This is a genomic window from Enterococcus plantarum (assembly GCF_001730295.1).
In the GTDB taxonomy this organism is placed as follows: Bacteria; Bacillota; Bacilli; order Lactobacillales; family Enterococcaceae; genus Enterococcus_L; species Enterococcus_L plantarum.
Genome location: NZ_MIKA01000012.1, coordinates 125,552 through 150,795, shown reverse-complemented (window position 1 = coordinate 150,795; position 25,244 = coordinate 125,552). Strand labels below are relative to the sequence as shown.

22 protein-coding genes and 1 pseudogene are annotated in these 25,244 nt (G+C 37.2%); 17 read left to right on the top strand and 6 right to left on the bottom strand.

Annotated features, from left to right (window positions below; translation table 11 throughout):
* The first annotated feature begins 276 nt into the window (after positions 1 to 276).
* The 3 genes from BCR22_RS06260 (at position 277) to BCR22_RS06250 (ending at position 4,071) form a co-directional block, all read left to right on the top strand.
* Complete coding sequence (locus tag BCR22_RS06260) at positions 277 to 1,131, top strand: hypothetical protein (RefSeq protein ID WP_069654088.1); 855 nt, start codon at positions 277 to 279, stop codon at positions 1,129 to 1,131.
* Positions 1,132 to 1,555: 424 nt separating this feature from the next.
* The gene (locus tag BCR22_RS06255; RefSeq protein ID WP_069654087.1) at positions 1,556 to 2,545 is read left to right on the top strand and encodes a DUF2971 domain-containing protein; all 990 of its coding nucleotides are present in this window, start codon (positions 1,556 to 1,558) and stop codon (positions 2,543 to 2,545) included.
* 278 nt (positions 2,546 to 2,823) lie between these two features.
* On the top strand, positions 2,824 to 4,071 hold the full coding sequence (locus BCR22_RS06250; RefSeq protein ID WP_069654086.1) for a hypothetical protein: 1,248 nt from the start codon (positions 2,824 to 2,826) through the stop codon (positions 4,069 to 4,071).
* 84 nt (positions 4,072 to 4,155) lie between these two features.
* Here the strand turns inward: BCR22_RS06250 and guaA are convergent, their stop codons facing one another.
* Together guaA and coaA are read right to left on the bottom strand one after the other, a co-directional pair.
* The gene (gene guaA, locus BCR22_RS06245) at positions 4,156 to 5,712 is read right to left on the bottom strand and encodes a glutamine-hydrolyzing GMP synthase (protein WP_069654085.1); all 1,557 of its coding nucleotides are present in this window, start codon (positions 5,710 to 5,712) and stop codon (positions 4,156 to 4,158) included.
* 95 nt (positions 5,713 to 5,807) lie between these two features.
* A complete protein-coding gene (gene coaA, locus BCR22_RS06240) occupies positions 5,808 to 6,731 on the bottom strand; it encodes a type I pantothenate kinase (protein WP_069654211.1) in 924 nt (307 codons plus the stop codon).
* Positions 6,732 to 6,889: 158 nt separating this feature from the next.
* Between coaA and BCR22_RS06235 the strand changes: the two genes are divergently transcribed.
* Together BCR22_RS06235 and BCR22_RS06230 are read left to right on the top strand one after the other, a co-directional pair.
* Positions 6,890 to 7,480: a GDSL-type esterase/lipase family protein gene (locus BCR22_RS06235; protein WP_069654084.1), complete on the top strand. Its 591-nt coding sequence runs from the start codon at positions 6,890 to 6,892 to the stop codon at positions 7,478 to 7,480.
* A 10-nt stretch (positions 7,481 to 7,490) separates the two neighbouring features.
* Positions 7,491 to 8,096, top strand: a complete 606-nt coding sequence (locus BCR22_RS06230) for a class I SAM-dependent methyltransferase (protein ID WP_069654083.1) — start codon at positions 7,491 to 7,493, stop codon at positions 8,094 to 8,096.
* 53 nt (positions 8,097 to 8,149) lie between these two features.
* Here BCR22_RS06230 and BCR22_RS06225 read toward each other — a convergent pair.
* Together BCR22_RS06225 and add are read right to left on the bottom strand one after the other, a co-directional pair.
* Positions 8,150 to 8,374, bottom strand: a pseudogene (locus BCR22_RS06225) (RidA family protein); the annotation flags it as partial.
* 198 nt (positions 8,375 to 8,572) lie between these two features.
* Complete coding sequence (add, locus tag BCR22_RS06220) at positions 8,573 to 9,583, bottom strand: adenosine deaminase (RefSeq protein ID WP_069654082.1); 1,011 nt, start codon at positions 9,581 to 9,583, stop codon at positions 8,573 to 8,575.
* Between the two features lie 249 nt (positions 9,584 to 9,832).
* On the opposite strand from add, the gene BCR22_RS06215 reads away from it, so the two are divergent.
* From BCR22_RS06215 to BCR22_RS06160, 12 genes are all read left to right on the top strand, one after another.
* The gene (locus tag BCR22_RS06215; RefSeq protein ID WP_069654081.1) at positions 9,833 to 10,861 is read left to right on the top strand and encodes a LacI family DNA-binding transcriptional regulator; all 1,029 of its coding nucleotides are present in this window, start codon (positions 9,833 to 9,835) and stop codon (positions 10,859 to 10,861) included.
* A 122-nt stretch (positions 10,862 to 10,983) separates the two neighbouring features.
* On the top strand, positions 10,984 to 12,285 hold the full coding sequence (locus BCR22_RS06210) for a pyrimidine-nucleoside phosphorylase (protein WP_069654080.1): 1,302 nt from the start codon (positions 10,984 to 10,986) through the stop codon (positions 12,283 to 12,285).
* 17 nt (positions 12,286 to 12,302) lie between these two features.
* Positions 12,303 to 12,965 (top strand): deoxyribose-phosphate aldolase, encoded by a 663-nt coding sequence (deoC, locus tag BCR22_RS06205; RefSeq protein WP_069654079.1) that lies wholly within the window; start codon positions 12,303 to 12,305, stop codon positions 12,963 to 12,965.
* A gap of 24 nt (positions 12,966 to 12,989) precedes the next feature.
* Positions 12,990 to 13,385 (top strand): cytidine deaminase, encoded by a 396-nt coding sequence (locus BCR22_RS06200; RefSeq protein WP_069654078.1) that lies wholly within the window; start codon positions 12,990 to 12,992, stop codon positions 13,383 to 13,385.
* Between the two features lie 625 nt (positions 13,386 to 14,010).
* A complete protein-coding gene (locus BCR22_RS06195; protein WP_069654077.1) occupies positions 14,011 to 15,108 on the top strand; it encodes a BMP family lipoprotein in 1,098 nt (365 codons plus the stop codon).
* A 180-nt stretch (positions 15,109 to 15,288) separates the two neighbouring features.
* A complete protein-coding gene (locus tag BCR22_RS06190; protein WP_069654076.1) occupies positions 15,289 to 16,854 on the top strand; it encodes an ABC transporter ATP-binding protein in 1,566 nt (521 codons plus the stop codon).
* Positions 16,847 to 17,980: an ABC transporter permease gene (locus tag BCR22_RS06185; protein WP_069654075.1), complete on the top strand. Its 1,134-nt coding sequence runs from the start codon at positions 16,847 to 16,849 to the stop codon at positions 17,978 to 17,980. Before BCR22_RS06190 ends, BCR22_RS06185 begins: the two co-directional genes overlap by 8 nt.
* On the top strand, positions 17,980 to 18,942 hold the full coding sequence (locus BCR22_RS06180; RefSeq protein ID WP_069654074.1) for an ABC transporter permease: 963 nt from the start codon (positions 17,980 to 17,982) through the stop codon (positions 18,940 to 18,942). Before BCR22_RS06185 ends, BCR22_RS06180 begins: the two co-directional genes overlap by 1 nt.
* Before the next feature lie 131 nt (positions 18,943 to 19,073).
* Entirely contained in the window at positions 19,074 to 20,240 is a 1,167-nt protein-coding gene (gene deoB / locus BCR22_RS06175; RefSeq protein ID WP_069654073.1) for a phosphopentomutase, read from the top strand.
* Between the two features lie 10 nt (positions 20,241 to 20,250).
* Positions 20,251 to 21,069, top strand: a complete 819-nt coding sequence (locus BCR22_RS06170) for a purine-nucleoside phosphorylase (RefSeq protein ID WP_069654072.1) — start codon at positions 20,251 to 20,253, stop codon at positions 21,067 to 21,069.
* A gap of 26 nt (positions 21,070 to 21,095) precedes the next feature.
* Entirely contained in the window at positions 21,096 to 21,803 is a 708-nt protein-coding gene (gene deoD, locus BCR22_RS06165; protein WP_069654071.1) for a purine-nucleoside phosphorylase, read from the top strand.
* A 328-nt stretch (positions 21,804 to 22,131) separates the two neighbouring features.
* Positions 22,132 to 23,322 (top strand): iron-containing alcohol dehydrogenase, encoded by a 1,191-nt coding sequence (locus BCR22_RS06160; protein WP_069654070.1) that lies wholly within the window; start codon positions 22,132 to 22,134, stop codon positions 23,320 to 23,322.
* Between the two features lie 413 nt (positions 23,323 to 23,735).
* Here BCR22_RS06160 and gpmA read toward each other — a convergent pair whose 3' ends face one another.
* Complete coding sequence (gpmA, locus tag BCR22_RS06155) at positions 23,736 to 24,422, bottom strand: 2,3-diphosphoglycerate-dependent phosphoglycerate mutase (protein ID WP_025869861.1); 687 nt, start codon at positions 24,420 to 24,422, stop codon at positions 23,736 to 23,738.
* Positions 24,423 to 24,645: 223 nt separating this feature from the next.
* On the bottom strand, positions 24,646 to 25,230 hold the full coding sequence (locus tag BCR22_RS06150; protein ID WP_069654069.1) for a recombinase family protein: 585 nt from the start codon (positions 25,228 to 25,230) through the stop codon (positions 24,646 to 24,648).
* Between the last annotated feature and the right edge of the window lie 14 nt (positions 25,231 to 25,244).

The following is a 25,244-nucleotide window of genomic DNA, read 5'->3' as shown; positions in this document are numbered from 1 at the left end:
TAATAGTGACTAAAGAAGAACTCAAAATGTTAATTAATATAGTAAGTATACTAGTATTTTCGATAACGATTGTCTCCTTTCAATTTTATAAAATGATAATAAATGGCAGTAAGATAGTTAGTAAAACTCATAATTACATTATATCAAAATAATATGAAAATAGATAAGTTGTATAAATTTGCCTAGCGTTTAAATTGTCAATAAAACTTCGAATAATTTTAGTCATTATGATATAATAATATTTCTAAGCGTTTGTTTTAATAAGGAGTTAGATTGATGGAAGAAACTACGAATAAAGAAAAAAATTCAACAAAGAAAACTGTGAATATTAAATTGAGATTTTCAAAGAAAGAAAAAATAGTTAATCAAAAATGGTACAAAATAATACGGGTTAAAAATGCTTTGAAAAATTTTTTCAAATCGATTTTTTCACGCCTGCTTACAATTATTATAACTCTAATAGTAGCAGTACCAATGACTTATAATATTCAAGAGCTTATGAAAACAGAAAAAGAAAAGATTGATTATAAAGTAGATTTCGATGCAAAGTATATTACGAGTAATCAAATACAATTTGAAAAAGGATATGAGGGAGAATATCAGTATTCATTTGGTTTAACTTTAACTTTGAATATTAATTCTGGAACTCTACAGCATCTGTATTTAATTTATACAAATCATGATAATGAACCGATAACTAGTACAGATTTTCATAAGTTGAATTTTAATCTTCAATCAAATTTAAATCTGTACAATATACTTTCAATAGCCGTTTCTGGTGTCAATAATAGGAGACTTTCTAATGCTGAAATAATTACAGAACTTAATTATAGCTCACAAGATAATGAGAAAATAAAAGATATCTACTTGCTTACCATTGATAAACAAAGTAATCCTAGCATTGTTTTACTAACTGTGCAAGGAACTCCTATTTCTCGACAGGAATCAGGAAGTGAACATTCTATCGTGGGAAGTATTAATCCAAAGCCATTTTATTCTCCGGTAGTTTTTGAACAAATAAATTCTTTTGATTTTCTAGATAAAGAAGTTCCACAAAATATTACAGAATCTTTTGTTAAGAACAAAGGACAAATTCTTTCCATTTATTCTGATTTTACATCTTTTAAGTAGTTTGATTTCAGCTACTTAATAACTTTGGAAAGGACAATTCAATAATTGTAAGATAATCTGTTATCATAGACCAAGAAAATGGTTTGGATGGAACCACTATAAATTAAGGAAGCCCAAACTTTGTAGTCTTCTTCCTACTCTATTATATTTTCTAGGTTAAAAGGTAATCGAATATCGATTTTTAGCAGTTTGTAAAGGTTATGGGCACAGAATTCTTATATAATTGAAAGATTTCTGGTAACAATCATACGTTCATTGAATCAATATAGTTATTCACACTTAGGCTAGATGAGAAAGTAAAAGAGTAACATAAATTGGACGAAATTCGAATATATTGGATAAAATATTATAGCAAAATTTTAATCATATTATAATTATGAGAAGCACATGGACGTTTGAATTGTGTAATAGAGGAGGGAATACAGTGAACAGCTCATTTATTAGTAAAAGTTTATTAAGACAAGTCAATGACTTATATATTGAAGAAGGTTTTGAGTCTAATTTGTTAAAACCAATACCGTCTAGAATATTTAAGTTTACATCTGTTAACGAGTTTGTAGTGAAAAACACAGAGAATGATGAAATATCCTTTTCAAAAGTTAAAACATTTAATGATTATGATGACTCCATCTCTATTTCAAAAAAAATTGTATTTGAAATGCTAAAACAACATAATTTGAAATTAGAAAGTGATTTTAAAAAAATCTTTCCAAATTCAGATGAGATAACATTATCAAATGATGCTGCTATGAAACAAATTGCCAACACTGAATTTAAGAATCTTCAAAGTTATGGCAACAATTTAATGGTTTGTTGTTTATCTGAAGGGAATAACCAGTCATACATGTGGGGTCATTATGGTGATTCAAATAGAGGAATTGCCATAGAGTATGAGACGGATAGTTTTCTAGAAGATACTCTAATTGGTGTTACTTATTCACCAAATTATTATTCTAATAAAACTAACTCAATAAATTTTTTTGATGATGATGAAAGTATTGAGAATATTATATATTTGAATATTTTCTTGAAATCTAATCAATGGTCTTTTGAGGAAGAACATAGAATTGTTCTTAGTTTACCATTTCTTAACGAGAATTATTTATCTGTGAAGTTTAGAAAGCCTAAAAGTATTATTTTAGGTAAGAGGTTTTTTGAAGATTTTATCAATGAAAAGGATAATAAAATAAATCAACTGAAGAGAACCTTACTAGATACATTGTGTAATAAGGATATCAAAATTCAATATGTAGATTCAAATGAACAAGGTTATGTTATAAAGAATAATATCGTAAACTCCGAAATTCAAGAGTTATCAAAATATTTTGAAAAATTTGAAGAAAATAAAATATCTTCTTTTCAACTCGAAGAAATTATTGAAAGAGTTTTTCATACATCGTTTGAATATATTTAAAAATAATTAATTGGACTAGAAGATTATTCCGAAGAACTAATTTTTTAGCTAAAAGTCTAATAAGTATGTTTCTGTTAAAAAAGATTACATGGTAAGTTAGCGAAAGTAAAGGAAATACAGCCAAAAGGTTTAAGATATAGTCATACAAGTTTGCTTATTAATGAGTTAAATGCCAATTCTTTAGCAGTGCAGAAACGTTTAGGGCATTCAGATATTCAAATTACATTAGTACCTATTCTCATTTATATCCAACAATTGATAGGAAGGTTGCTGAAATTTTGAGTGGTAAAATTAATATTAAAACCTCTAAAGAATCTTTAATTAATTGGAATGGAAATCAACATTGTAAAAATAATGATGATTCAGAATTTAATAGTGCTATAATTATTGTGAATTGTAAAAAAAGGTGGGTTTTTATGGAAAATGAAAAGGTATCTTACAATGAAAGACACAGAAAAAATGCATTGAGAGGATTTGCGTTTGAAGATTTTGTATTAAAGTTATTAGAGTATTATCAAATTGAAGATATTAAACGTAATTATATTTTTAGTGAGTTTAAAGAGATGAGAATACCTCCAGAGGCAGATTTTTATTTAAATAATAAGATAATAGTAGAAATTAAATGTTTCAGTACAAAAGAAATATCTTTTAGTCAATTGCTTAACTCAGCAAAGAGATTTCAAAGAGAGTTTTCCGAAAAGATGTCGGAAGATAAAACTTTCTTAATAATAGTCGGAAACGTAGTTGATTTTGATAGAATTGAAAGTTTCATAGAAAGAAGACCTGAATTGGAGTTTATAGAAATAATTGATGTCAGAAATTTGTTTTATTTAACTAGAAATAATGATTTATTAACTGATGAATTAACTTCATTATTGAGTTTTTCAACGGAAGACGAAGAGTTTTTATTTCCTAATTTTAATGATAGTATCCTACAAGAAATGTTTAAAGATGAGAAGGCATTACCTTTGAAATCTGAATCGAATCATGACTACATTCAAGAATTAGAATCTTGGGAGCCTAAAGGGAGATCTAATTGTTTAGAATTTGAAAAATTATGTGTTAAAGTTTTAAAAAAATTATTAAATGATAATTTAATGTTATGGGATGATCAACGAGGGTCAAGTGGTAATATGTATAGATTTGATTTAATTTGTAAGATTAAGACAGAAAGTTCTCATGATTTTTGGAATATTTTGAAACACCATTTTGAAACAAGGTATATAATTTTTGAATTTAAGAATTATGAAGAAAGGATTACTCAAAAAGAAATATGTACTACCGAAAAATATCTCTACGCAAAGGTATTGAGGTCAGTTGCAATAATGATTTCTCCAAAAGGAGAGGATGAAAATGCAGGAAAAGCCATTAGAGGTACACTTAGAGAAAATGGTAAACTAATTTTATCTCTTACTATTGATGATTTGATTAAAATGTTAAAATGGCAAGATAGTGGAAATGAATTTACCCCATCAGATTATTTGAGTGAGCAACTAGATGAATTACTTATTGATTTAGAAAAATAAAGGGTAGTTACCAAAAAGGGTACCAAAATAAAATAAAAAAGCTCTAAGCGTTGTAATAAGCAACGCTTAGGCTTTCTTTTTATCTTATTCCCACTCCACAGTAGCAGGTGGCTTACTCGTAATATCATAAACAATCCGATTCACATGATCCACTTCATTCACGATCCTCACAGAAATCTTCTGCAACACATCCCAAGGAATTCTCGCAAAATCAGCTGTCATTCCATCAATCGAAGTCACTGCACGAATACCCACAGTATAATCATACGTACGGCCATCACCCATCACACCCACACTACGGATGCCAGGTAACACAGTAAAGTACTGCCAAATATCACGATCTAAACCAGCATTGGCAATCTCTTCACGTAAAATCGCATCAGAATCACGCACGATTTCTAATTTTTCTTCAGTAATTTCACCAAGCACACGAATCCCTAAACCAGGACCAGGGAATGGTTGGCGCCAAACTAACGCTTCTGGCATGCCTAATTCGATACCTAATGCACGAACTTCATCTTTAAATAACGTATTCAACGGTTCAATCAATTCAAATTGCATATCTTCCGGCAATCCGCCCACATTATGGTGAGATTTGATTGTTTGAGCTGTTTCAGTTCCGCTTTCTACGATATCTGTATAAAGAGTTCCTTGTGCTAGGAAGTCGATGCCATCAAGTTTTGTCGCTTCATCATCGAAAAGATAAACGAATTCGTTCCCAATGATTTTACGTTTTTTCTCTGGATCAGAAACACCAGCTAATTTATCTAAGAAACGATCTTTCGCATCTACTTTAATGATGTTTAAGCCAAATTTCCCACCTAAACTATCCATTACTTGTTCTGCTTCACCTTTGCGCAATAAACCATGATCTACAAAGATACATGTCAATTGGTCGCCGATGGCTTTTTGTAAAAGCACACCAACAACGCTTGAATCCACGCCGCCTGAAAGGCCAAGAAGGACTTTTTTATCGCCGACTTGTTCACGGATCTTATTGATTTCCATTTCGATGAAGTTGCCCATTGTCCAGTCGCCTTCGCAATGACAAATATCAAAGGTAAAGTGACGTAATAAGTCGTTACCATATTCAGAATGACGTACTTCTGGATGGAATTGCACACCGTAAAGGTTGCGGTCTGTATTTTGAACTGCTGCAAACGGACAATCTGCGCTAGTTGCCACCGTTTCAAAGCTATCAGGGATGGCAGCGACTAGGTCACCATGACTCATCCAAGCGATTTGTTTTTCAGGTGTTCCTTTAAAAATAGGTGAATCAGGAATCAAAAGTGATAGCTCTGACTTACCATATTCACGGTTGCCAGCAGGTTCAACTTTTCCACCTAAATTATGCATCATCAGTTGCATACCGTAACAAATCCCTAGAATTGGAATACCTAATTCATAAATTTCAGGATCGATACTAAACGCATTTTCATCATAAACACTATTTGGGCCACCAGAGAAAATAATTCCTTTTGGTGCCATTTCGCGAATTTCATCCGCTGTGATTCGGTGGCTCAATAATTCTGAGAACACGCCAAATTCACGAATACGTCGAGTAATCAATTGGTTATATTGACTACCAAAGTCTAAAACAATAATTTTTTCGACAGTTGTCAAATCGGCAACATTGGTCACATTTATTACCCCTATCCATTTAGATTTATCTAATAAAAGGTCAAAAAGAAATTTTTGACCTTTTTAGAATCAAGTTAAGTGATACATATCTATCTTTAGTATTTACGCATGAAAATCTCATCAATGATATGATTTTCAGTCTTATGAAGTATAATATCCGCTCTGCCTCGAGTTGGCAAGATATATTCCTCTAAGTTTTTCAAATTCACCGTTTTCCAAACTTCTTTTGCCATTGCAAAGGCATCTTCACGATTGCCGATCGCATATTGATAATAGTAATTATCTGGATCAAGAAAGGCTGTATCGAGTAAGGCACCAAAACGTTCAAGGTACCATTTTTCGATCAGCTTTGGTTCGGCATCTACAAAGACGGAAAAGTCAAAGAAGTCGCTGACGTAAATTTGCTGATTGGCAGGCAATTGCAGTGTGTTGATTCCTTCCACGATTAGAATATCTGGTTGTTGAATCACTTCATATTCGCCTTCCACGATATCATAAACACTATGAGAATAAAGCGGTGCTTTGATTTCTTCTTGGCTGTTTTTGACTTGGTTTAAAAAGTCGATCAACTTTTCCATGTCATAGCTCTCTGGAAATCCTTTCCGATCCATAATGCCCTTTTTTTCCAATACTTTATTCGGATACAAAAAGCCGTCCGTCGTAATCAGTTGGACATTGCGGCGTTTAAAGGTTCTGGATAAAATCAGCTGCAGCAAGCGGGCGGTGGTACTTTTCCCAACAGCCACACTACCAGCGATCCCGATGATAAAAGGCGGAACAGGCACATATTCATGCAAAAACAGCCCTTTACTAACAGTCAAAGACTCAAATTCCTTCATATATAAATGAATCAGATGGGTCAGTGGCACGTAAATGTCCTGCACATCCTGCAATGAAATTTGATCATTGAAGCCTTTAATATCTTCTAACTCTTCTTCTGTCAGCGGCGCTTTGCCGTTATGATAGAAGCCCTGCCATTCCTTCCGTGAAATGGGGTAATAATTCATTTTATCGTCCATCGGTTCCTCCACCAAAGCCAACATTTATTTCTGCTCCTATTTTAACACAATTTAGCTAGACCTAACACCAATTCCTAAAATAATTCTTTGCCTCAGCAAAACGGCCTTTTCAATGGTATGATAAATAAAGAAAACGAGTTGAGAAAGGAAAATGCTTGATGAAAAAAATCGTTTTATTTGGAGATAGTATCACAGCTGGATATGGCGAAGAAGCCATCACGCCGATTTTGCAAAATCTGATCACTGAAGATCTAGCAGCCCAAAATTATGAAGAGGTGATGATCGTAAATGCTGGCATGCCAGGAGATACCACGCAAGCTGCAATGAACCGTTTGGACAAAGAAGTTGTAGCTGAACAAGCAGATATCGTAACCATCTTTTTCGGCGCGAATGATACGAATAGCGACAATCTAGTACCTTTAGAAAAATACGCAGAAAACATCGAAACAATGATTAATAAAATCGGCAAAGAAAAAGTGATTTTACTCACACCGTCTTATGTAGATTGCGCTAGAAAACCAACACGTGCTGATGATCGGATTCGTGAATATGTCGAACGAGTGAAAGTAATCGGCGCTAAATATGAAATTCCTGTTATTGATTTATACAAAGCAATGGTGGTTTACCCCGGCACAGATGAATTTTTACAAGCAGACGGACTTCATTTTTCTAAAACCGGTTATGACCTATTAGCTGCCTTGATTGTTCGTGAAATAAAAGGTAGACTGGTGACAAAAGAAAATAGTTAGGAAGAAGAAAATGAATAATCATTATTATACAGAAAATCCAGATTTAGCTCATAATTTAGAGCAGTGGTCGTTTGAATTAAAAGGAAAGAAATTCCAGTTTTTAACCGATAGCGGAGTGTTTTCCCGTAATACAGTGGACTTTGGTTCTCGTGTGTTAATTGATGCGTTTGAGTGGGAAAATCTTCCCGAAGGCAAATTGCTGGATGTCGGTTGCGGTTACGGTCCAATCGGTTTAACGTTGGCTTCGTTCAGTGGAAGAACGGTAGAAATGATCGATGTTAATCAGCGAGCAGTGGCTTTAGCGCAAGAAAATGCGAAGAAAAATCATGTGGAAAATGTTGATATCCATACCTCAAATATCTACGCTGATACCCATGAACAGCAATACGCTGCAATCATCAGCAATCCACCGATCCGAGCTGGGAAAAAAGTCGTTCATGAAATTTTAAGTGAAGCGCATCCGAGACTGTTAGTCGGTGGGACGTTGACTGTCGTGATCCAAAAGAAACAAGGTGCACCAAGTGCTGAGAAGAAAATGTCAGAAGTTTTTGGGAATGTTGAGATTGTCACAAAAGATAAAGGATACTATATTTTAAGAAGCGTGAAAGAAGCATAGTTAAATAGACACTCGTAAACGTTCTGCTGTTTACGAGTGTCTATTTTTTATCGTTAAAAAGCTGCGATTCTATCGATTTCTACTTTGAAATCTGGGTCGATCAATCCAGCGCCAACAACTAATGTAGAGGTTGGTTTTGACTCACCTACAGACTCAATTAACTTACTTCTCTCACCCGGCAAATACCCAACACCCGTAATATAAATCGTGATTTTTACTAAGTTATTTACCGTCAAATGATGTTCTTCTAAAGCAGCTGTGATTTTATCAAGCACCCCTTTTGTTTGATCTTAGATAGTTTGAGGTGTTTGTCCTGAAATATATAGAGTCTTGTTGCCAGCGATTTTTGTGTTTTGATAAAGTTGCAGATTCTTCACTCTGTTCGAGTTGATCGGTTTATTGTATAACACGGAAGAGTTGTTACTGGCTACTTAACTGTGAAGACAAATAATGTATCGTTTCGGTTGTATAGTAAATTAATACTCATTTTTTAATTGTTCATGAAGAACTTGTTTTTCATGTTCCGGAATAAATGCGCCATTTACTGCATTATGATTCAATTGCTCCATATCTGCATAAGTAATGCCGTACCATTCATGAAGTTTCATATATTCATCTGTTAACGTTGTATCAGAAACGGTACGATTGTCGGTATTGATACAGACGTTGATGCCAGCATCAATAAATGTTTGGAAAGGATAATCTGCTAATTTAGTAACGGTCTTCGTTTGAAAGTTACTGGTAGGACACATTTCTATCAAAATATTTTTGTCTCGCAATAAAGAAAAATATTCAGGTGTGTCTTTTACAGCGATACCGTGCCCAATTCGTTTAGCGCCTAAATAAACTGCGTCAGCAACATTTTTTCCACAACCACATTCACCTGCATGAAGTGTTAAAGGAATCGTCAATTGATTGACTAACTCTAGCGTCTCTTCAAACGTATAAGGTGGAAAATCAAGTTCATTTCCAGCGAGATCAAAGCCTACAATCCCCTCTTTTTTGAATGATTCAGCTAATTGAACAATTTTCTCAATAGCTGCAGAGTCTTCGTGTCGCATACCGCATAGCAGGGCATTGCTTTTTACACCGAAACGTTGTTGTCCTTGTTGGAGACCTGATAATACAGCCTTGATTACTTTAGGTAGAGAAAGTCCTTTTTCAGTATGAAGGGAGGGCGCAAAACGGATTTCGATGTATTGGATATGTTCTTCCGCTGCCTGATGAATAACATCGAGTGCGGCGGTTGTTAAAGCTGCTTCAGTTTGTAGACAGGACAACACTAAATCAAAACGTTCTAAGTAATCATTTAAGTTTTGACAATCGGCAGGAGCAACTAATTGTTTTTTTAATTGATCATCATCAACAGGTAAGGAAATGCCTTGCGGTTCTGCTATTTTCCGTAAAGTTTCGGGGCGTATAGAACCGTCTAAATGACAATGCAGCTCTATTTTTGGTAGTTTTTTGACGTGCTCTCGTTTCACCATATCATCCTCTCTTTTCTTTTAGTACTATTCGTCTCGTCGATAAGTATTTTGAAGACTTTAACATGCCACGCGAGCTCTGTCAAATTGAGGCTAACTAAACCGTGGGAAATAAAATTAGGCTGTTTTTGTGCTAAACTTTTTGCTTAAACTATTTTATTCTAATAAATTCTGATAAACTAGAATCATTCGATACGTATTTTGAAAACGTTGACATGGTTGGTAGATCTTGACAATAAAGGGAGAATAAAAATGAAGTTGACTATTAAAGAAATTGCAGATATGGCGGGTGTCTCTGTCACAACAGTATCCCAAATCATCAATAACAAAGGCAGCCGCTTCAGTGAAAAAACGAGAAATAAAGTATTAGCTGTAGTAGAAAAATATGATTACAAGCCAGATTATTTTGCCTCAAACCTCATTACGCGTCACTCAAAAACAATTGGCATGGTTGTACCTGATGTGACCGATTTTTTCTTTGCAAAAGTAATTGAGGGAGTTGAAACGTACCTAAATTCATTAGGTTATATGATTTTATTATGTAATTCGAAACACGATGAGGAGAAAGCAAAACAGTACGTTACAGAACTTGTTCATCGCTCTGTGGATGGGATTATTTTTGCAACCCCTCACATTTTACCTGCTACTCATATTTTACGTAATAAAAGTAAACGAAAAGTTCCTGTGATTCTTGTCGATCGAGGCATCAATCCAAGAGAAAGTGGTCGCTTGATCGTGAAAGAATATGAAGGGGCATATCAAGCGGTTTTGTCGCTGATCCAACAAGGTCATAAACATATTGCTATGCTAAAAGAAAATGATGGTTACTATCAATTGACGGAAAGAGTGACTGCATATCAGCATGCTTTAAAAGATCATGGAATCCCAGTAAGGGAAGAATATATGAGTAGCGGAGATTTGAATTTGGGTGGTGGTTATACGGCAGCGAAAGGTGTATTAAAAAATTCTGCGATTACAGCTATTTTTTGTGGAAATGATGAAATGGCAATGGGAGCGTATCAGGCAATTGAAGAGTCCGGCAAGAAAATTCCTGATGATATTTCTGTTATTGGATTTGATGGATTGGAGATTTCAGAATATTTGGTACCAGGACTAACAACTGTTTATCAACCCAGTTTTGATATCGGCTTTTATGCAGCACAATTTTTGGTCGAGTCAATCAACGATCCTGAGAAAAAAATTCCGAATAAAATTTTCGATACAACATTTATTTTAAGAAATAGTACGAAATCGATTGACAATCAGAGTGATTTGATTTAATGTTCGTTTTATAAGCGGTTACATTTTATGTAAGCGTTAGTAAACTGTTTTACTAAAAGGTTTTAACCTGAATGATTTTAGTGTATAATACATCCTTGGGGATTGATTCGGAGGAAAAAAGCATGAGAATGGTAGATTTGATCGAGAAAAAACGTGATGGACAGGCCTTAACAGATGAAGAGATTCAATTCATTGTGTCTGGCTATACCAAAGGGGATATTCCAGATTATCAGATGAGCGCATTTTTAATGACTGTCTTCTATAAAGATATGACGGACGAAGAGATTACCACCCTGACATTGGCAATGGCTAATTCAGGCGAGATGATCGATCTTTCATCGATTCAAGGAATCAAAGTAGATAAACATTCTACTGGTGGTGTCGGTGATACAACGACCTTGATTTTAGCACCTCTTGTTGCAAGTGTGGGTGTTAGTGTAGCAAAAATGTCTGGTAGAGGACTTGGGTATACCGGTGGTACGTTGGATAAATTAGAAGCAATTCCTGGATTTCATGTGGAAATACCAGATGAAGATTTTATTCGTTTGGTAAATGAAAGCCATGTAGCAGTCATTGGTCAGTCTGGCGATTTAGCACCAGCCGATAAAAAATTATATGCGTTGCGGGACGTTACAGCCACCGTTAATTCGATACCGTTGATTGCAAGTTCGATTATGAGTAAAAAAATTGCAGCAGGTGCCGATGCAATCGTGCTGGATGTAACAACAGGTGAAGGTGCGTTCATGAAAAATATTGATGAAGCACGTCGCTTAGCTGAAACAATGGTTCGGATCGGGCACTTAGCCAACCGTCAAACAATGGCAGTCATCTCAGATATGTCTCAACCACTAGGCGAAGCAATCGGCAATAGTTTAGAAGTTGTTGAAGCGATTGAGACGCTTCGCGGTAAAGGACCAGAAGATTTAATGGAAATGTGCTATATATTAGGAAGTCAAATGGTTGTTTTAGCTAAAAAAGCAGATACATTAGATGAAGCACGAGCAATGCTAAAAGAAGCGTTGGAATCTGGCAAAGCGCTGGATAAATTCCGCGAAATGATCCGTAATCAAGGTGGAGAAGAGAGTATCATCGAGGCTCCAGAGCGGTTATTAACGGCTAAATATCACATAGAATTACCAGCAAAAACAGCAGGAGTCGTACAAAAAATCGTTGCCAATGAAATTGGTATCGCCGCGATGCTTTTAGGTGCAGGACGTGCAACGAAAGAAGATTCGGTCGACCACGCAGTGGGGATTAAACTTCATAAAAAAGTTGGTATGCCTGTTAAGACCGGCGAGTCACTGCTAACTATTTATTCCAATTCAGAATCAATCGAGAACGTAAAAGAACTTTTATATAAAAATATCGAAATCGGCAGTTCTGGCACTGAACCTGAGCTGATCCATGATATAATAACAGCATAAAGGAAGTGTAAAAAATAATGGAATTAAATCAAATGATTGACCACACTATTTTAAAAGCAGATGCAAATGAAGAGGATGTTTTACGAATTATTGAAGAAGCGAAAAAACACGAATTCTTCTCGGTTTGTATTAATCCGTGCTGGGTTGCTTTGGCCAAAGAACGCTTAGCAGGAACTTCTGTTGATGTGTGTACGGTAATTGGGTTTCCTTTAGGTGCCAATACATCAGAAGTCAAAGCGTATGAAGCAACAGATGCGATCAACAATGGTGCAACAGAAGTGGATATGGTCATCAATGTCGGGGCATTGAAATCGAAGCAATACAAAAAAGTATCAAAAGATATTCAAGCAGTTGTTGATGCGGCTAAAGGTAAAGCTTTAGTTAAAGTCATCATCGAGACGGCATTACTCACAGATGAAGAAAAGATCAAAGTGTGTACGCTTGCCAAAGAAGCAGGTGCCGATTTTGTTAAAACATCAACTGGTTTTTCAACAGGTGGAGCAACTATCGCAGATGTTAAATTGATGCGTGAGACCGTCGGACCTGATATGGGTGTGAAAGCTTCAGGTGGTATCCATAATGAAGCTGAAGCACGCGCTATGATCGAAGCTGGGGCTACACGTATCGGAACAAGTGCTGGTGTTGCAATCATGGAAGGCGCTACAGGAACAGGCTATTAATTTAAAGAAGAAAGTGGCGGACAAATGACAGCAAAACAAGAATGGTTAGCTATTGCGGATGATGCGTTAACAAAAGCATACGTGCCTTACTCACACTTTCCAGTGGGTGCGTGCCTTGTTACCAAAGAAGGAAAAACGTACCAAGGAGTCAATATCGAAAATGCTTCATATGGATTGACGAATTGTGCTGAGCGGACAGCGATCTTCAAGGCTGTTTCAGAAGGGGAACGAGAGTTTCAACATTTAGTGATTGCAGGAAATACACCTGAACCGATTTCTCCGTGCGGTGCATGCCGTCAAGTGATGGCTGAATTTTGTACGCCTGAAATGCCGGTCACATTAGTTGGTGAACATGGCGTGTCTAAGGAAATGACCGTGGGCGAGCTACTGCCTTATGCATTTACGGAAAAAGACTTATAAGATCTAGCTACATGAACCAAACCTCTCAACAAATAGACAAATTGCTTTGCTACACAACGAATGAAAAGAGTTGATGTAAAAAGGCACCTACTTTGGTTGTTCGAGGTCTGAGCGGTTCATTCCACTTTGCTTAGAAACATGCCAAGAAACACAACGAAATTTTGAGTTGATGTTGATTGGTACAAGGTGACTGAAAGGAACGTTGCTTCCATTCGTTATTTTGAAGTTGAAAAGTACAAGACGAACGAAGAGAGAGTTGTTTCATTGCTTGGAAACACAAAGAACAAAGTGATTTGATGTTGAAAAGTACAAGACGAACGAAGAGAGAGTTGTTTCATTGCTTGGAAACACAAAGAACAAAGTGATTTGATGTTGAAAAGTACAAGACGAACGAAGAGAGAGTTGTTTCATTGCTTGGAAACACAAAGAACAAAGTGATTTGATGTTGAAAAGTACAAGACGAACGAAGAGAGAGTTGTTTCATTGCTTGGAAACACAAAGAACAAAGTGATTTGATGTTGAAAAGTACAAGACGAACGAAGAGAGAGTTGTTTCATTATTATCTTGTTTCATTCAGTCATCCGGCTGTTGAAAATATAAAACTATTTTAGGGGGCTTTACAGAGATGAAAAAAGCAAAATTATTTGGTTTTGGCTTGACTGCACTGGCATTAACACTTGCGTTAGCGGCATGTGGCGGGGGTAAAAAAGATTCAACAGATGGAAAATCAGCAGGTGGGGACGCAGATCACAGCGTTGTTATCGTTACTGATATCGGTGGTGTAGATGATCGCTCGTTCAACCAATCAGCTTGGGAAGGGTTACAAGCTTGGGGGAAAGAACATGATTTGAAAAAAGGAGCAAATGGCTTTGATTATATTCAATCAAATGATGCTTCAGAATACGTAACAAACATTGATACAGCTGTTTCTAACGGATTTAAAACAGTCTTTGGTATTGGCTATCTGCTAGCTGATTCTATCAGTACTGCAGCTGATGCAAATTCAGATACACAATTTGGTATCGTTGATAGTGTTATCGAAGGAAAAGATAATGTAGTATCTGCAACATTTAAAGACCAAGAAGCTGCATATTTAGCTGGCGTGGCAGCAGCACACACAACAAAAACAAACACTGTAGGATTTATCGGTGGTGAAGAAGGCGCAGTAATCGACCGTTTTGAAGCTGGTTTCCACCAAGGTGTAAACGATGCAGCAAAAGAATTGAAAAAAGACATAAAAGTTGAAGTTGAATACGCTGCTTCATTTGGTGATCCTGCCAAAGGGAAAGCATTAGCTGCTTCTATGTACCAAAAAGGCGCTGATATTATTTATCACGCTGCCGGCGGTACAGGTCAAGGTGTTTTCCAAGAAGCAAAAGACTTAAATGAAACTGGTTCAAAAGAAAAAGTTTGGGTTATCGGTGTAGATAGCGACCAAGATAAAGAAGGCAAATACAAAACAAAAGACGGTAAAGAAGACAACTTCACTTTAACATCAACTCTTAAAGGTGTAGGTGCTGCGGTACAAGATATCTCTAATCGTGCATTAGAAGATAAATTCCCTGGTGGCGAACACTTAGTTTACGGTTTGAAAGATGGCGGTGTTGATTTGACAAAAGGCTACTTATCAGACGAAGCACAAAAAGCTGTTGATACAGCGAAAGAAGAAATCATCGCTGAAAAAATCACTGTTCCAGAAGTACCAAAAGATGTAAAAGAATAGATTTCTACGCTTAGCGCTGTGTTAATAGCAGCGCTAAGACTTTATTAAGCCTTTAAAGAAGGAAAACGAATCATACAACCATTCATTTTCTTTCTTTAAGTGCCTAAAAGCTACTTTATTTTTAAGAAGTACCGTATTAATAGATGATGCAAGTGATTAAATTGTTAGGAAGTGAAAAATGTGGCTCAGGAAAACTATGTAATTGAGATGCGCAATATCACTAAGCAGTTCGGGACTTTTAAGGCTAATGATAATATCAACTTAACTGTCCGGCCTGGAGAAATCCATGCTTTGCTAGGGGAAAACGGCGCTGGGAAATCTACCTTAATGAACATTTTATCTGGTTTATTAGAACCAACATCAGGTGAAATATTTATGAATGGTTCAAAAGTATCGATCAATGGACCAACTACAGCAAATCGTTTAGGAATCGGGATGGTTCATCAACATTTCATGTTGGTAGATGCCTTTACTGTAACTGAAAACATCATTTTAGGTAGTGAACCGACGAATGCAGGTGTGTTGGATCGCAAAAAAGCAACGACAGAAATCAAGCGAGTTTCTGAACAATATGGTCTGTCAGTGGATCCAAGTGCCTATATTCGTGACATCTCGGTTGGTGCACAACAACGTGTAGAAATTCTGAAAACGTTATACCGTGGTGCAGATGTTTTAATTTTTGACGAGCCAACAGCCGTTTTGACTCCTCAAGAGATTGATGAGTTGATGGAAATCATGCGTGGGCTTGTTCAAGAAGGCAAATCAATCATCTTGATTACCCACAAATTAGACGAAATCAAAAAAGTAGCAGATCGTTGTACAGTTATTCGTCGTGGCCAAAGTATTGATACGGTAAATGTCAAAGATGTCTCTTCACAACAATTAGCAGATATGATGGTTGGCCGTTCTGTCTCCTTTAAAACAGAAAAGAAAGTGGCTGATCCTAAAGAAGTAGTTCTTTCAATCAAAGAGTTGGTCGTTAAAGAAAGTCGTGGATTAGAAGCTGTTAAAAGTCTTAGTTTAGATGTGCGAGCAGGTGAAGTGGTTGGTATCGCTGGAATCGACGGAAATGGACAAACAGAACTGATTCAAGCTCTAACTGGACTACGTAAAGCAGAAAGTGGATCAGTTGAATTACGAGGAACGACGATCACAAACAAACAACCTCGTGCAATTACAGAAGCAGGCGTTGGTCATGTGCCAGAAGACCGCCATAAGTATGGTTTGATTTTAGATATGACCTTAGCTGAAAATATTGCATTACAAACCTACTATAAAAAACCATTAAGTAATACAGGTGTTTTGAACTATAATCAGATCAATTCATATGCGCGTAGATTGATTGAAGAATATGATGTGCGTACAGTAAACGAATTGGTTCCTGCCAAAGCCTTATCAGGAGGAAATCAACAAAAAGCAATCATTGCTCGAGAAATCGATCGTAATCCAGATTTATTGATTGTTTCGCAACCCACTCGTGGATTAGATGTTGGGGCGATCGAATACATCCATAAACGCTTGATTGAGCAAAGAGATAAAGACAAAGCGGTATTAGTCGTGAGTTTTGAATTAGATGAAATTTTAAATGTTTCCGATCGTATTGCGGTTATTCATGCAGGGAAAATCGTCGGAATCGTTGATCCAAACGAAACGAGCGAAAATGAATTAGGGTTATTAATGGCTGGTTATTCATTAGAAGAAGCTAGAGCCGAATTAAGTCAAAAGGCAGGTGAGGCAGTTGAATAATCGATCAGAAACATTACGGAATGTTTTAGTTCCTATTTTATCAGTATTGATGGGATTTATTCTCGGTGCAATTATTATGTTGATTTCAGGTCAAAATCCGATTGCTGGATACCAAGCGATGCTCCAGACTGCGTTTCAAAGTCCAAAAAGTATCGGGGAAATTTTTGTAACAGCAGGGCCTTTGATTTTTACAGCATTAGGATTTGCGGTAGCAAATTCAGCAGGATTCTTTAACATCGGTCTTTCAGGGCAAGCCTTGTGCGGTTGGGTAACAAGTATTTGGGTAGCACTTGCTATGCCAGATGCCCCTCGAATGGTTGTTCTGCCGTTGGCGGTACTCGCGGGCGCTTTAGCAGGCGCTTTGGCAGCTGCCATCCCGGGTTTGCTACGCGCTTTCTTTGGGACAAGTGAAGTAATCGTGACGATCATGTTGAATTATGTTTTTCTTTATACAAGTACCCACATTGTTAATAATGTGATGGCAAAAGATTTAATGACGAATAAAGGGGTTACAAAAGTAATTGGAGAAAATGCTAGCTTACGTACAGGTTTCCTAAAAGAATTGAGTAGCGGGTCACGTTTGAATATTGGGATTTTTATGGCGCTTATTTTCTTAGTTTTAATATGGTTCCTTATGAAGAAAACGACTTTGGGCTATGAAATTCGTTCAGTTGGGTTGAACCCATTTGCTTCTGAATATGCTGGTATGAGTAGTAAACGGACAATCGTGATGTCAATGGTTATTTCAGGAACTTTAGCTGGTCTTGGCGGTGTCGTTCTTGGACTAGGCACATTTGGCAACTTCTTTGTTCAAGGATCTTCATTGAGTATTGGATTTGATGGAATGGCGATTTCTTTACTAGGAGCAGGAAGTTCAATTGGAATATTCCTATCTGCGATTCTTTTCAGTGTGCTGAAACTTGGTGGTCAAGGAATGCCGCTTCGCGCAGGTGTTCCCATCGAATTAGTGGATGTTGTGATCGCTGCAATCATTTTCTTTGTTGCAATCAGCTATTTGATTCGCTTCTTATTAGCGAAAGCTTCAGGAAATAAAAAAGAAGTAGCGATTGTGGAAGAATTAGTTGGAAAATCAGATCCGACAAGTCAAGAAGGAGGCAAAATCTAATGGATATTGCATTAATCGCTGTATTAGCGCCGATTATTACACAAACGTTGGTTTATTCTACTCCTTTAGTTTTTACGGCTCTGGGTGGGACTTTTTCCGAACGTAGTGGTATTGTAAACGTAGGACTTGAAGGAATCATGGTCATGGGTGCCTTTAGTTCCGTTGTATTTAACTTAACCTTTGCTGAAACGTTTGGCGCAGCAACACCGTGGCTCGCTTGTTTAGTCGGAGGTGTGGTTGGCATGTTATTTTCACTGCTTCATGCAGTTGCGACAATCAATTTAAGAGCAGATCATATCATCAGTGGAACTGTAGTCAATTTAATGGCACCTGCTCTTGGAATATTCTTGATCAAAGTAATTTATGGGAAAGGGCAAACAGATACAATCACAGAATCATTTGGTTACTTTTCATTTCCTATTTTGAAGGACATTCCGATTTTAGGTGAGTTATTCTTCAAACAAACCACCTTGCCAGCTTTTGTGGCGATTATCGTGGCCATTATTTCTTGGTTTGTTTTATTTAAAACGCGCTTTGGATTACGCCTTCGTTCAGTGGGTGAAAATCCCCAAGCAGCAGATACACTTGGAATCAATGTGTACGTTATGCGCTATGCGGGTGTTTTGATCTCTGGCTTTTTAGGTGGGATCGGAGGAGCTGTATTCGCTCAAACGATTGCTGGACGTTTTGCAGTTACAACGATTGCCGGACAAGGATTTATTTCAATGGCAGCGATGATTTTTGGTAAATGGAATCCACTTGGCGCGATGGGCGCAGCCTTGTTCTTTGGTTTTGCGCAAAATATCAGTATTGCGGGCTCAAATCTACCAGTTATTTCATCAATACCAGCTGTTTATCTACAAGCAGCACCGTATGTGTTAACCATTGTTGTTTTAGTTGTTTTCTTAGGAAAAGCATCTGGACCTAAAGCAATCGGGAAAAATTATATCAAATCAAAATAAAGTTAGTACAAAAGGGTGGGCTATGGGAAATTTTCTGAAGTCGCGCCCTTTTTCTAAATAGTTATTATGTTAGTTTTGCAGGACTGGCTTTCAAAATTTTTTAACAAATATCAATAGAAAGAAGGATGGTTATGTTTAAACGTGTACATTTAATAGTGATGGATTCAGTCGGGATTGGTGAAGCGCCTGATGCTGAAAAGTTTGGTGATGTTGGGAGTGATACTTTAGGACATATCGCAAAAGAAGCAGGCTTGACAATTCCTAATTTAGAAAATCTAGGACTTGGAACGATTGCCCCGCTTCACAATGTAGAAGCGGTTGCTGAGCATAAAGGGTATGCAACGAAATTAGAAGAAATTTCAGTTGGAAAAGACACTATGACTGGACATTGGGAAATTATGGGCTTGAATATTCAAAAACCTTTCCGAGTATTTCCAGACGGATTTCCAGAAGAATTATTAAAACAAATCGAAGAATTTTCAGGACGTAAAATAGTTTGTAATAAGCCCTACAGTGGTACAGCAGTTTTAGATGATTACGGAAAACATCAAATGGAAACGGGCGACTTGATCGTTTACACATCTGCTGATCCAGTGCTGCAAATTGCGGCGCATGAAGAGATCATTCCGCTGGAAGAATTATACCGTATTTGTCAGTATGTTCGCGACATTACCAAAGATGAACCTTATATGATCGGTCGAATTATCGCTCGTCCGTATGTTGGTGAACCTGGAAACTTTACTAGAACAAGTAACCGTCATGATTATGCCTTAGATCCATTTGGCAAAACGGTTCTTGATTCATTAAAGGATAATGGGAAGGAAGTTATTGCAGTCGGCAAAATCAACGACATTTTCAATGGTCAAGGTATTACAGACTCAGTGCGTACGAAAAGCAATATGGACGGTGTAGATCAATTGCTAAACGTGATGAAACGAGATTTTGAAGGCTTGAGTTTCACTAACTTAGTTGATTTTGATGCGTTATACGGTCACCGTCGTGATGTAGTTGGTTATGCACATGCAATTGAAGCATTTGATTTGAGACTTCCAGAAATAATTGAGTCATTAGAAGAAGATGATTTGCTGATGATTACAGCTGACCACGGAAATGACCCGACATTTCCTGGGACTGATCACACTAGAGAATATGTTCCATTATTAGTTTACAGCAAAAAAATGAGCGGACAAGGTAGTTTAGCGCAAGGGCATTATGCAGATATTTCAGCAACAGTGGCTGAAAACTTTGCTGTTCCAAAAACAGAAAACGGCGAAAGCTTTTTAAATAAACTAGTATAGGAGAGACATGATGACAAAACTAGGTGAAATGTTAAAAGAGACAACAGCGTTTTTAAAAGAAAAAGGTGTTGGCGAAGTTGATTTTGGTTTGATTCTGGGTTCTGGTTTAGGAGAGTTAGCAGATGAAGTGGAAGATGCCATTGCGATTCCTTTTTCAGAAGTTCCTCATTTTGCGGTTTCAACAGTTGTTGGACATGCTGGTAAATTAGTTTACGGTACACTATCCGGGAAAAAAGTTTTAGCAATGCAAGGTCGTTTCCATTATTATGAAGGCCATTCAATGCAAAAAGTGACCTATCCCGTTCGATTAATGGCTGCGATGGGTGCTCATTCAATGGTCGTAACAAATGCTGCAGGTGGCGTGAATGAAACCTTCACACCAGGTAATTTGATGTTGATCACAGATCATATTAACTTTACTGGCGATAATCCATTGATTGGGGAAAATGATGAAGCGATGGGACCTCGCTTCCCAGATATGAGTCATGCGTATACACCTGCTTACTTTGAAATTGCTAAAAAAGTGGCAAAAGAACAAAATGTACCACTGCAAGAAGGGGTCTACATGGGGTATTCTGGACCAACGTATGAAACACCAGCTGAAATTCGTATGTCTCGTGTGATGGGAGCTGATGCTGTGGGGATGTCAACAGTCTCTGAGGTAATCGTTGCAGCACACAGCGGGTTGAAGGTCTTGGGTATTTCATGTATCACGAACTTAGCCGCTGGCATGCAAAGCAGTCTGAATCATGCAGAAGTTGTCGAAACAACAGAACGTGTTAAAGCACAGTTTAAAGAATTGATCAAAGAAACGTTAGCTGAATTATAAAAGAGTCATTATAAAGGAGAAAAAATATGAGTGTCCATATTGAAGCAAAACAAGGCGAAATCGCTGATAAAATTTTACTACCAGGAGATCCACTACGTGCGAAATATATCGCTGAAACGTTTTTAGACAATCCTGTTTGTTACAACCAAGTAAGAGGGATGTTAGGGTATACAGGAACATATAAAGGTGAACGTGTTTCAGTTCAAGGAACAGGAATGGGGATGCCTTCTGCAACCATTTATGCCCATGAATTGATCAACTCTTACGATGTTAAAAAATTAATTCGCGTAGGTACTTGCGGTTCGATTTCTGAAAAAGTGAACGTTAGAGATTTAGTGATCGCACAAGCCGCTGCTACACCCTCATCGATGATCCGTAATGACTTTCCGAAATATGATTTTCCGCAAATTGCTGATTTTGATTTGCTATTGAAATCATACACTGTCGCGAAAGAAAAAAGATTTGTCACGCACGTAGGAAACGTTTTGTCTGATGATGTCTTTTATAAAGATAGTATGGATGGTGTGTTTGAATTAGGGAAATTAGGTGTTTTAGCGATTGAAATGGAAGCTGCCGCATTATATTATTTAGCAGCTAAATTTGATGTGCAAGCGTTGGCGATTATGACCGTGAGTGATAGTTTAGTAACAGGTGAAGAAACAACTGCTGAAGAACGTCAAACAACATTCAATGATATGATCGAAGTAGGATTAGAAACTGCGATCAATAGTTAATAGTCAGGAGGTTGGAAGAAAAGTATTTAACTCTGAGAAATAAGAGAGCGTTGCTTCTGCTTCCACCGTTTATCTGGATTCCTTAGGGGTGGGGTGTGACTCGTAGAGTCATGTCCCACCCCCTTATTGTAAATCAAAGCGATTGCTTGCAGAGCGGATGATGCACAATACTTGGCGAGCGAAGGGAGAGAAGTTCCACAGGCGAAATCCCAGCGATAGTATGTAAAATAGTCGAAACACGATTTCTAGTAAGAGCAAAATAAGAGACGTTTTCGCCATCTTGCTCTATCATATAAGATGAACTTTAGATTGGATGGAGGAAGAAAAAATGGATAATTTTAGATTTTATGTACCAACAGATATTCGTTTTGGAAAAGACCGCTTAAACACAGAGTTAACGGATGTTTTAGATGTGTATGGTAAAAACGTGTTGCTTGTATATGGTGGCGGGAGTATTAAGAAAAATGGTTTGTACGAGCAAGTGATAGAATTACTTGGAAAAAATCATAATAAAGTTGTCGAATTAAGCGGTGTAGAACCGAATCCTCGTATTGAAACGGTCCGTCGTGGCGTAGCGCTATGTCGCGAAAATGATGTGAATGTGATTTTGGCAGTAGGTGGAGGCTCAGCAATCGATTGTGCTAAAGTGGTTGCAACAGGCGTTTATAGCGATGAAGATCCATGGGATATTATCGTAGCGCGAAAAGGATATCAAGGCGAGGCGTTGCCAATCGTTACCATCTTAACGTTAGCAGCAACAGGTAGTGAAATGAATGCTGGTGCAGTTATTTCGAATCTAACTACAAATCAAAAATTAGGTATTGGTGGGCCATCAATGATTCCAAAAGTTTCTTTCCTTGATCCGAAAAATACTTTTACAGTACCCACTTATCAAACAGCTGCAGGTTCTGCGGACATACTAAGTCATCTTTTTGAAAGTTATTTCAATGTTACAGAAGGGACAGATATACAAGATTTTGTTTCAGAAGGAATAATGCGTGCCGTCATCAAAAATTGTCCAGTTGCACTTGCCACACCTGATAATTATGATGCTCGTGCTAACTTAATGTGGTCAAGTAGTTTAGCGTTGAACGGTTTAACCAGAAATGGGAAACATGGTGTTTGGTCATGTCATGCGATGGAACATGAGTTAAGTGCGTTTTATGATATTACGCACGGAATTGGCTTGGCTATTTTAACGCCGCGTTGGATGAATTATGTTCTTAATGAAAAAACAGTCACGAGATTTGCTCAGTTTGCGCACAACGTTTGGGGAATCAACGAGAAAGACCCAATGCTTGCAGCGAAAAAAGGAATTCAAGCAACATATGATTTCTTCAAGACATGCGATATTCCTATGACATTACCAGAAGTTGGGATTGATGAGGAAAAATTTGAAGAAATGGCGAAACAAGCGGTAGCGCATAGTACAATCAAAACAGAGGCTTTTGTTCCGTTAGCGGAATCAGATGTTGAAGCGATTTATCGTGAATGTTTAACAGAATCTAGTTTTGCTTAACGAACAATCTCTACTTGAGAAGGGATACTTCTATGAGGTAATGGTTTGCTGAAACGTATTCAAAAAACTGGGTGCTTTGGGAAGCTTAGTTTAAAGATATTGAACAACCTGATTTGCTTGAAATGATTAGTCCTATTATTCGAACGGATTTGAAAGCATCCACAGACGTTCTTGCTACAAACTGGATATTTTACTGTGAAGCGTTGCAAAAGATGCATTGCAAGAAAAAGTAAGATCCTCGATCACGGTACACTTGTTAGAGGAGCAATGCTATGTTCAATACAACATGTCCGATTTTGAAGTTGTCACATAACGAGAAGCTAATAAAAATGGGCTACAACACTTATACTGAAATGTAGAGTAATAACTAAAAAAGCCCTCAGAAACGTTTGCGTTTCTGAGGGCTTAAAGTGTTATAAGTAGTATTTTTTCGCTACTGTTAAATCATCGTTTAATTCATAAACAAGTGGTTGACCTGTTGGGATTTCAAGATCCATGATATCTTCATCTGAGATACCTTCGATATGTTTTGCTAAAGCGCGTAAAGAGTTACCGTGAGCTGCCACTAAGACCGTTTTATTGTCCAATAAAGCAGGAGCAATCTCATCTTGCCAGAATGGTAATGCACGTTCTAACGTAACTTTTAAGTTTTCTCCACCTGGGATATCACGTTGGTCCAACATTGCATAACGACGATCATTCGCTGCAGAACCCTCATCAGTTGCTTCCATCAATGGAGGTAAAGTATCGTAAGAACGACGCCAGATGTGTACTTGGTCATCTCCATATTTTTCAGCAGTTTCTTTTTTGTTTAGACCTTGCAATTTACCATAATGACGTTCATTTAAGCGCCAAGATTTGATTTGAGGAACCCATAATTGATCTGAGTTTTCTAAAAGCAAGTTACATGTTTTGATAGCACGAGTTAAGACAGAAGTATACGCTACATCAAATTCAATTCCAGCTTCTTTGATTTTGCGGCCGCCTTCGATTGCTTCTTCAACACCTTGTGGTGCTAAATCTACGTCAGCCCAACCTGTAAATTGATTCAACGCATTCCATTCACTAAGTCCATGACGAGAAAATACTAATTTTGGCATGTATAGCTCTCCTTTGAGTTGTAGTTTCTGAAACTTTCATTTCCTGTTCTATTGTACACCGTTTTAAAATAGATTTCCATTGTAAATTAGTAAAAAATACTGGAGGCGCTAGTTCTTATAGTAGTCTAAAGGAATAGACATCTATAATAGCGAAAACAAATAAGAAGAGTGTTGCATTCAGGCAACACTCTTCTTAACACGCACTTCCATTAATAACTTGCTATTATTGAGAAATTTTAGCAACATCCGCTTCTGGTAAATTGATGTATTTGTAGCAAGTTCCAACGGAAACATTGCATTTTGAAGAAATAAATTGGATCGTTTCTTTCTTTTCATGATATAAGTGACGGATTTTTTTTACGGTCCGTGTATCAATTTTAGGACGTCCTCCGATTTTGCCTTTTTTTCGAGCATTCTTCAATCCGATCAAAGTACGTTCTGTGATTAAATCGCACTCCATCCTTGCCAACCCATTCATCAACTTGAAGTAAATATCCCCCATTGGAAGGCGCGTGTCGATTTCTTCATCTAAGCTAACTAGATGAATGCCAGATCCTTTGAAGGTCTGTGTCAGTTCAGTCAACTGGCGGGTTGAACGGCCTAAGCGATTCAAGCGGCAGATAACTAAGGTATCGCCTGCTTCTAAATTGTTGAGGATTGTATCAAGTTCAGAAATGAGACGTTTGTCATTTGTAACATCGAAAGATTCATGATAAACGTCGTCGCAACCGAAGTCAGATAAGATTTTGATTTGAGCATCTAAATCGTTGTCTGTGATTGTTGTACGTGCATAACCAATTATTTTCATCGTTCGTCCTTTCT

Excerpts from the sequence above, each read along its gene's own strand:
- BCR22_RS06260 (WP_069654088.1), top strand. The coding sequence starts at position 277 with ATGGAAGAAACTACGAATAAAGAAAAAAATTCAACAAAGAAAACTGTG.
- coaA (WP_069654211.1), bottom strand. The coding sequence starts at position 6,731 with ATGGACGATAAAATGAATTATTACCCCATTTCACGGAAGGAATGGCAG.
- BCR22_RS06235 (WP_069654084.1), top strand. The coding sequence starts at position 6,890 with ATGAAAAAAATCGTTTTATTTGGAGATAGTATCACAGCTGGATATGGC.
- BCR22_RS06230 (WP_069654083.1), top strand. The coding sequence starts at position 7,491 with ATGAATAATCATTATTATACAGAAAATCCAGATTTAGCTCATAATTTA.
- add (WP_069654082.1), bottom strand. The coding sequence starts at position 9,583 with ATGGTGAAACGAGAGCACGTCAAAAAACTACCAAAAATAGAGCTGCAT.
- BCR22_RS06215 (WP_069654081.1), top strand. The coding sequence starts at position 9,833 with ATGAAGTTGACTATTAAAGAAATTGCAGATATGGCGGGTGTCTCTGTC.
- BCR22_RS06210 (WP_069654080.1), top strand. The coding sequence starts at position 10,984 with ATGAGAATGGTAGATTTGATCGAGAAAAAACGTGATGGACAGGCCTTA.
- deoC (WP_069654079.1), top strand. The coding sequence starts at position 12,303 with ATGGAATTAAATCAAATGATTGACCACACTATTTTAAAAGCAGATGCA.
- BCR22_RS06200 (WP_069654078.1), top strand. The coding sequence starts at position 12,990 with ATGACAGCAAAACAAGAATGGTTAGCTATTGCGGATGATGCGTTAACA.
- BCR22_RS06195 (WP_069654077.1), top strand. The coding sequence starts at position 14,011 with ATGAAAAAAGCAAAATTATTTGGTTTTGGCTTGACTGCACTGGCATTA.
- BCR22_RS06180 (WP_069654074.1), top strand. The coding sequence starts at position 17,980 with ATGGATATTGCATTAATCGCTGTATTAGCGCCGATTATTACACAAACG.
- deoB (WP_069654073.1), top strand. The coding sequence starts at position 19,074 with ATGTTTAAACGTGTACATTTAATAGTGATGGATTCAGTCGGGATTGGT.
- BCR22_RS06170 (WP_069654072.1), top strand. The coding sequence starts at position 20,251 with ATGACAAAACTAGGTGAAATGTTAAAAGAGACAACAGCGTTTTTAAAA.
- deoD (WP_069654071.1), top strand. The coding sequence starts at position 21,096 with ATGAGTGTCCATATTGAAGCAAAACAAGGCGAAATCGCTGATAAAATT.
- BCR22_RS06160 (WP_069654070.1), top strand. The coding sequence starts at position 22,132 with ATGGATAATTTTAGATTTTATGTACCAACAGATATTCGTTTTGGAAAA.
- gpmA (WP_025869861.1), bottom strand. The coding sequence starts at position 24,422 with ATGCCAAAATTAGTATTTTCTCGTCATGGACTTAGTGAATGGAATGCG.
- BCR22_RS06150 (WP_069654069.1), bottom strand. The coding sequence starts at position 25,230 with ATGAAAATAATTGGTTATGCACGTACAACAATCACAGACAACGATTTA.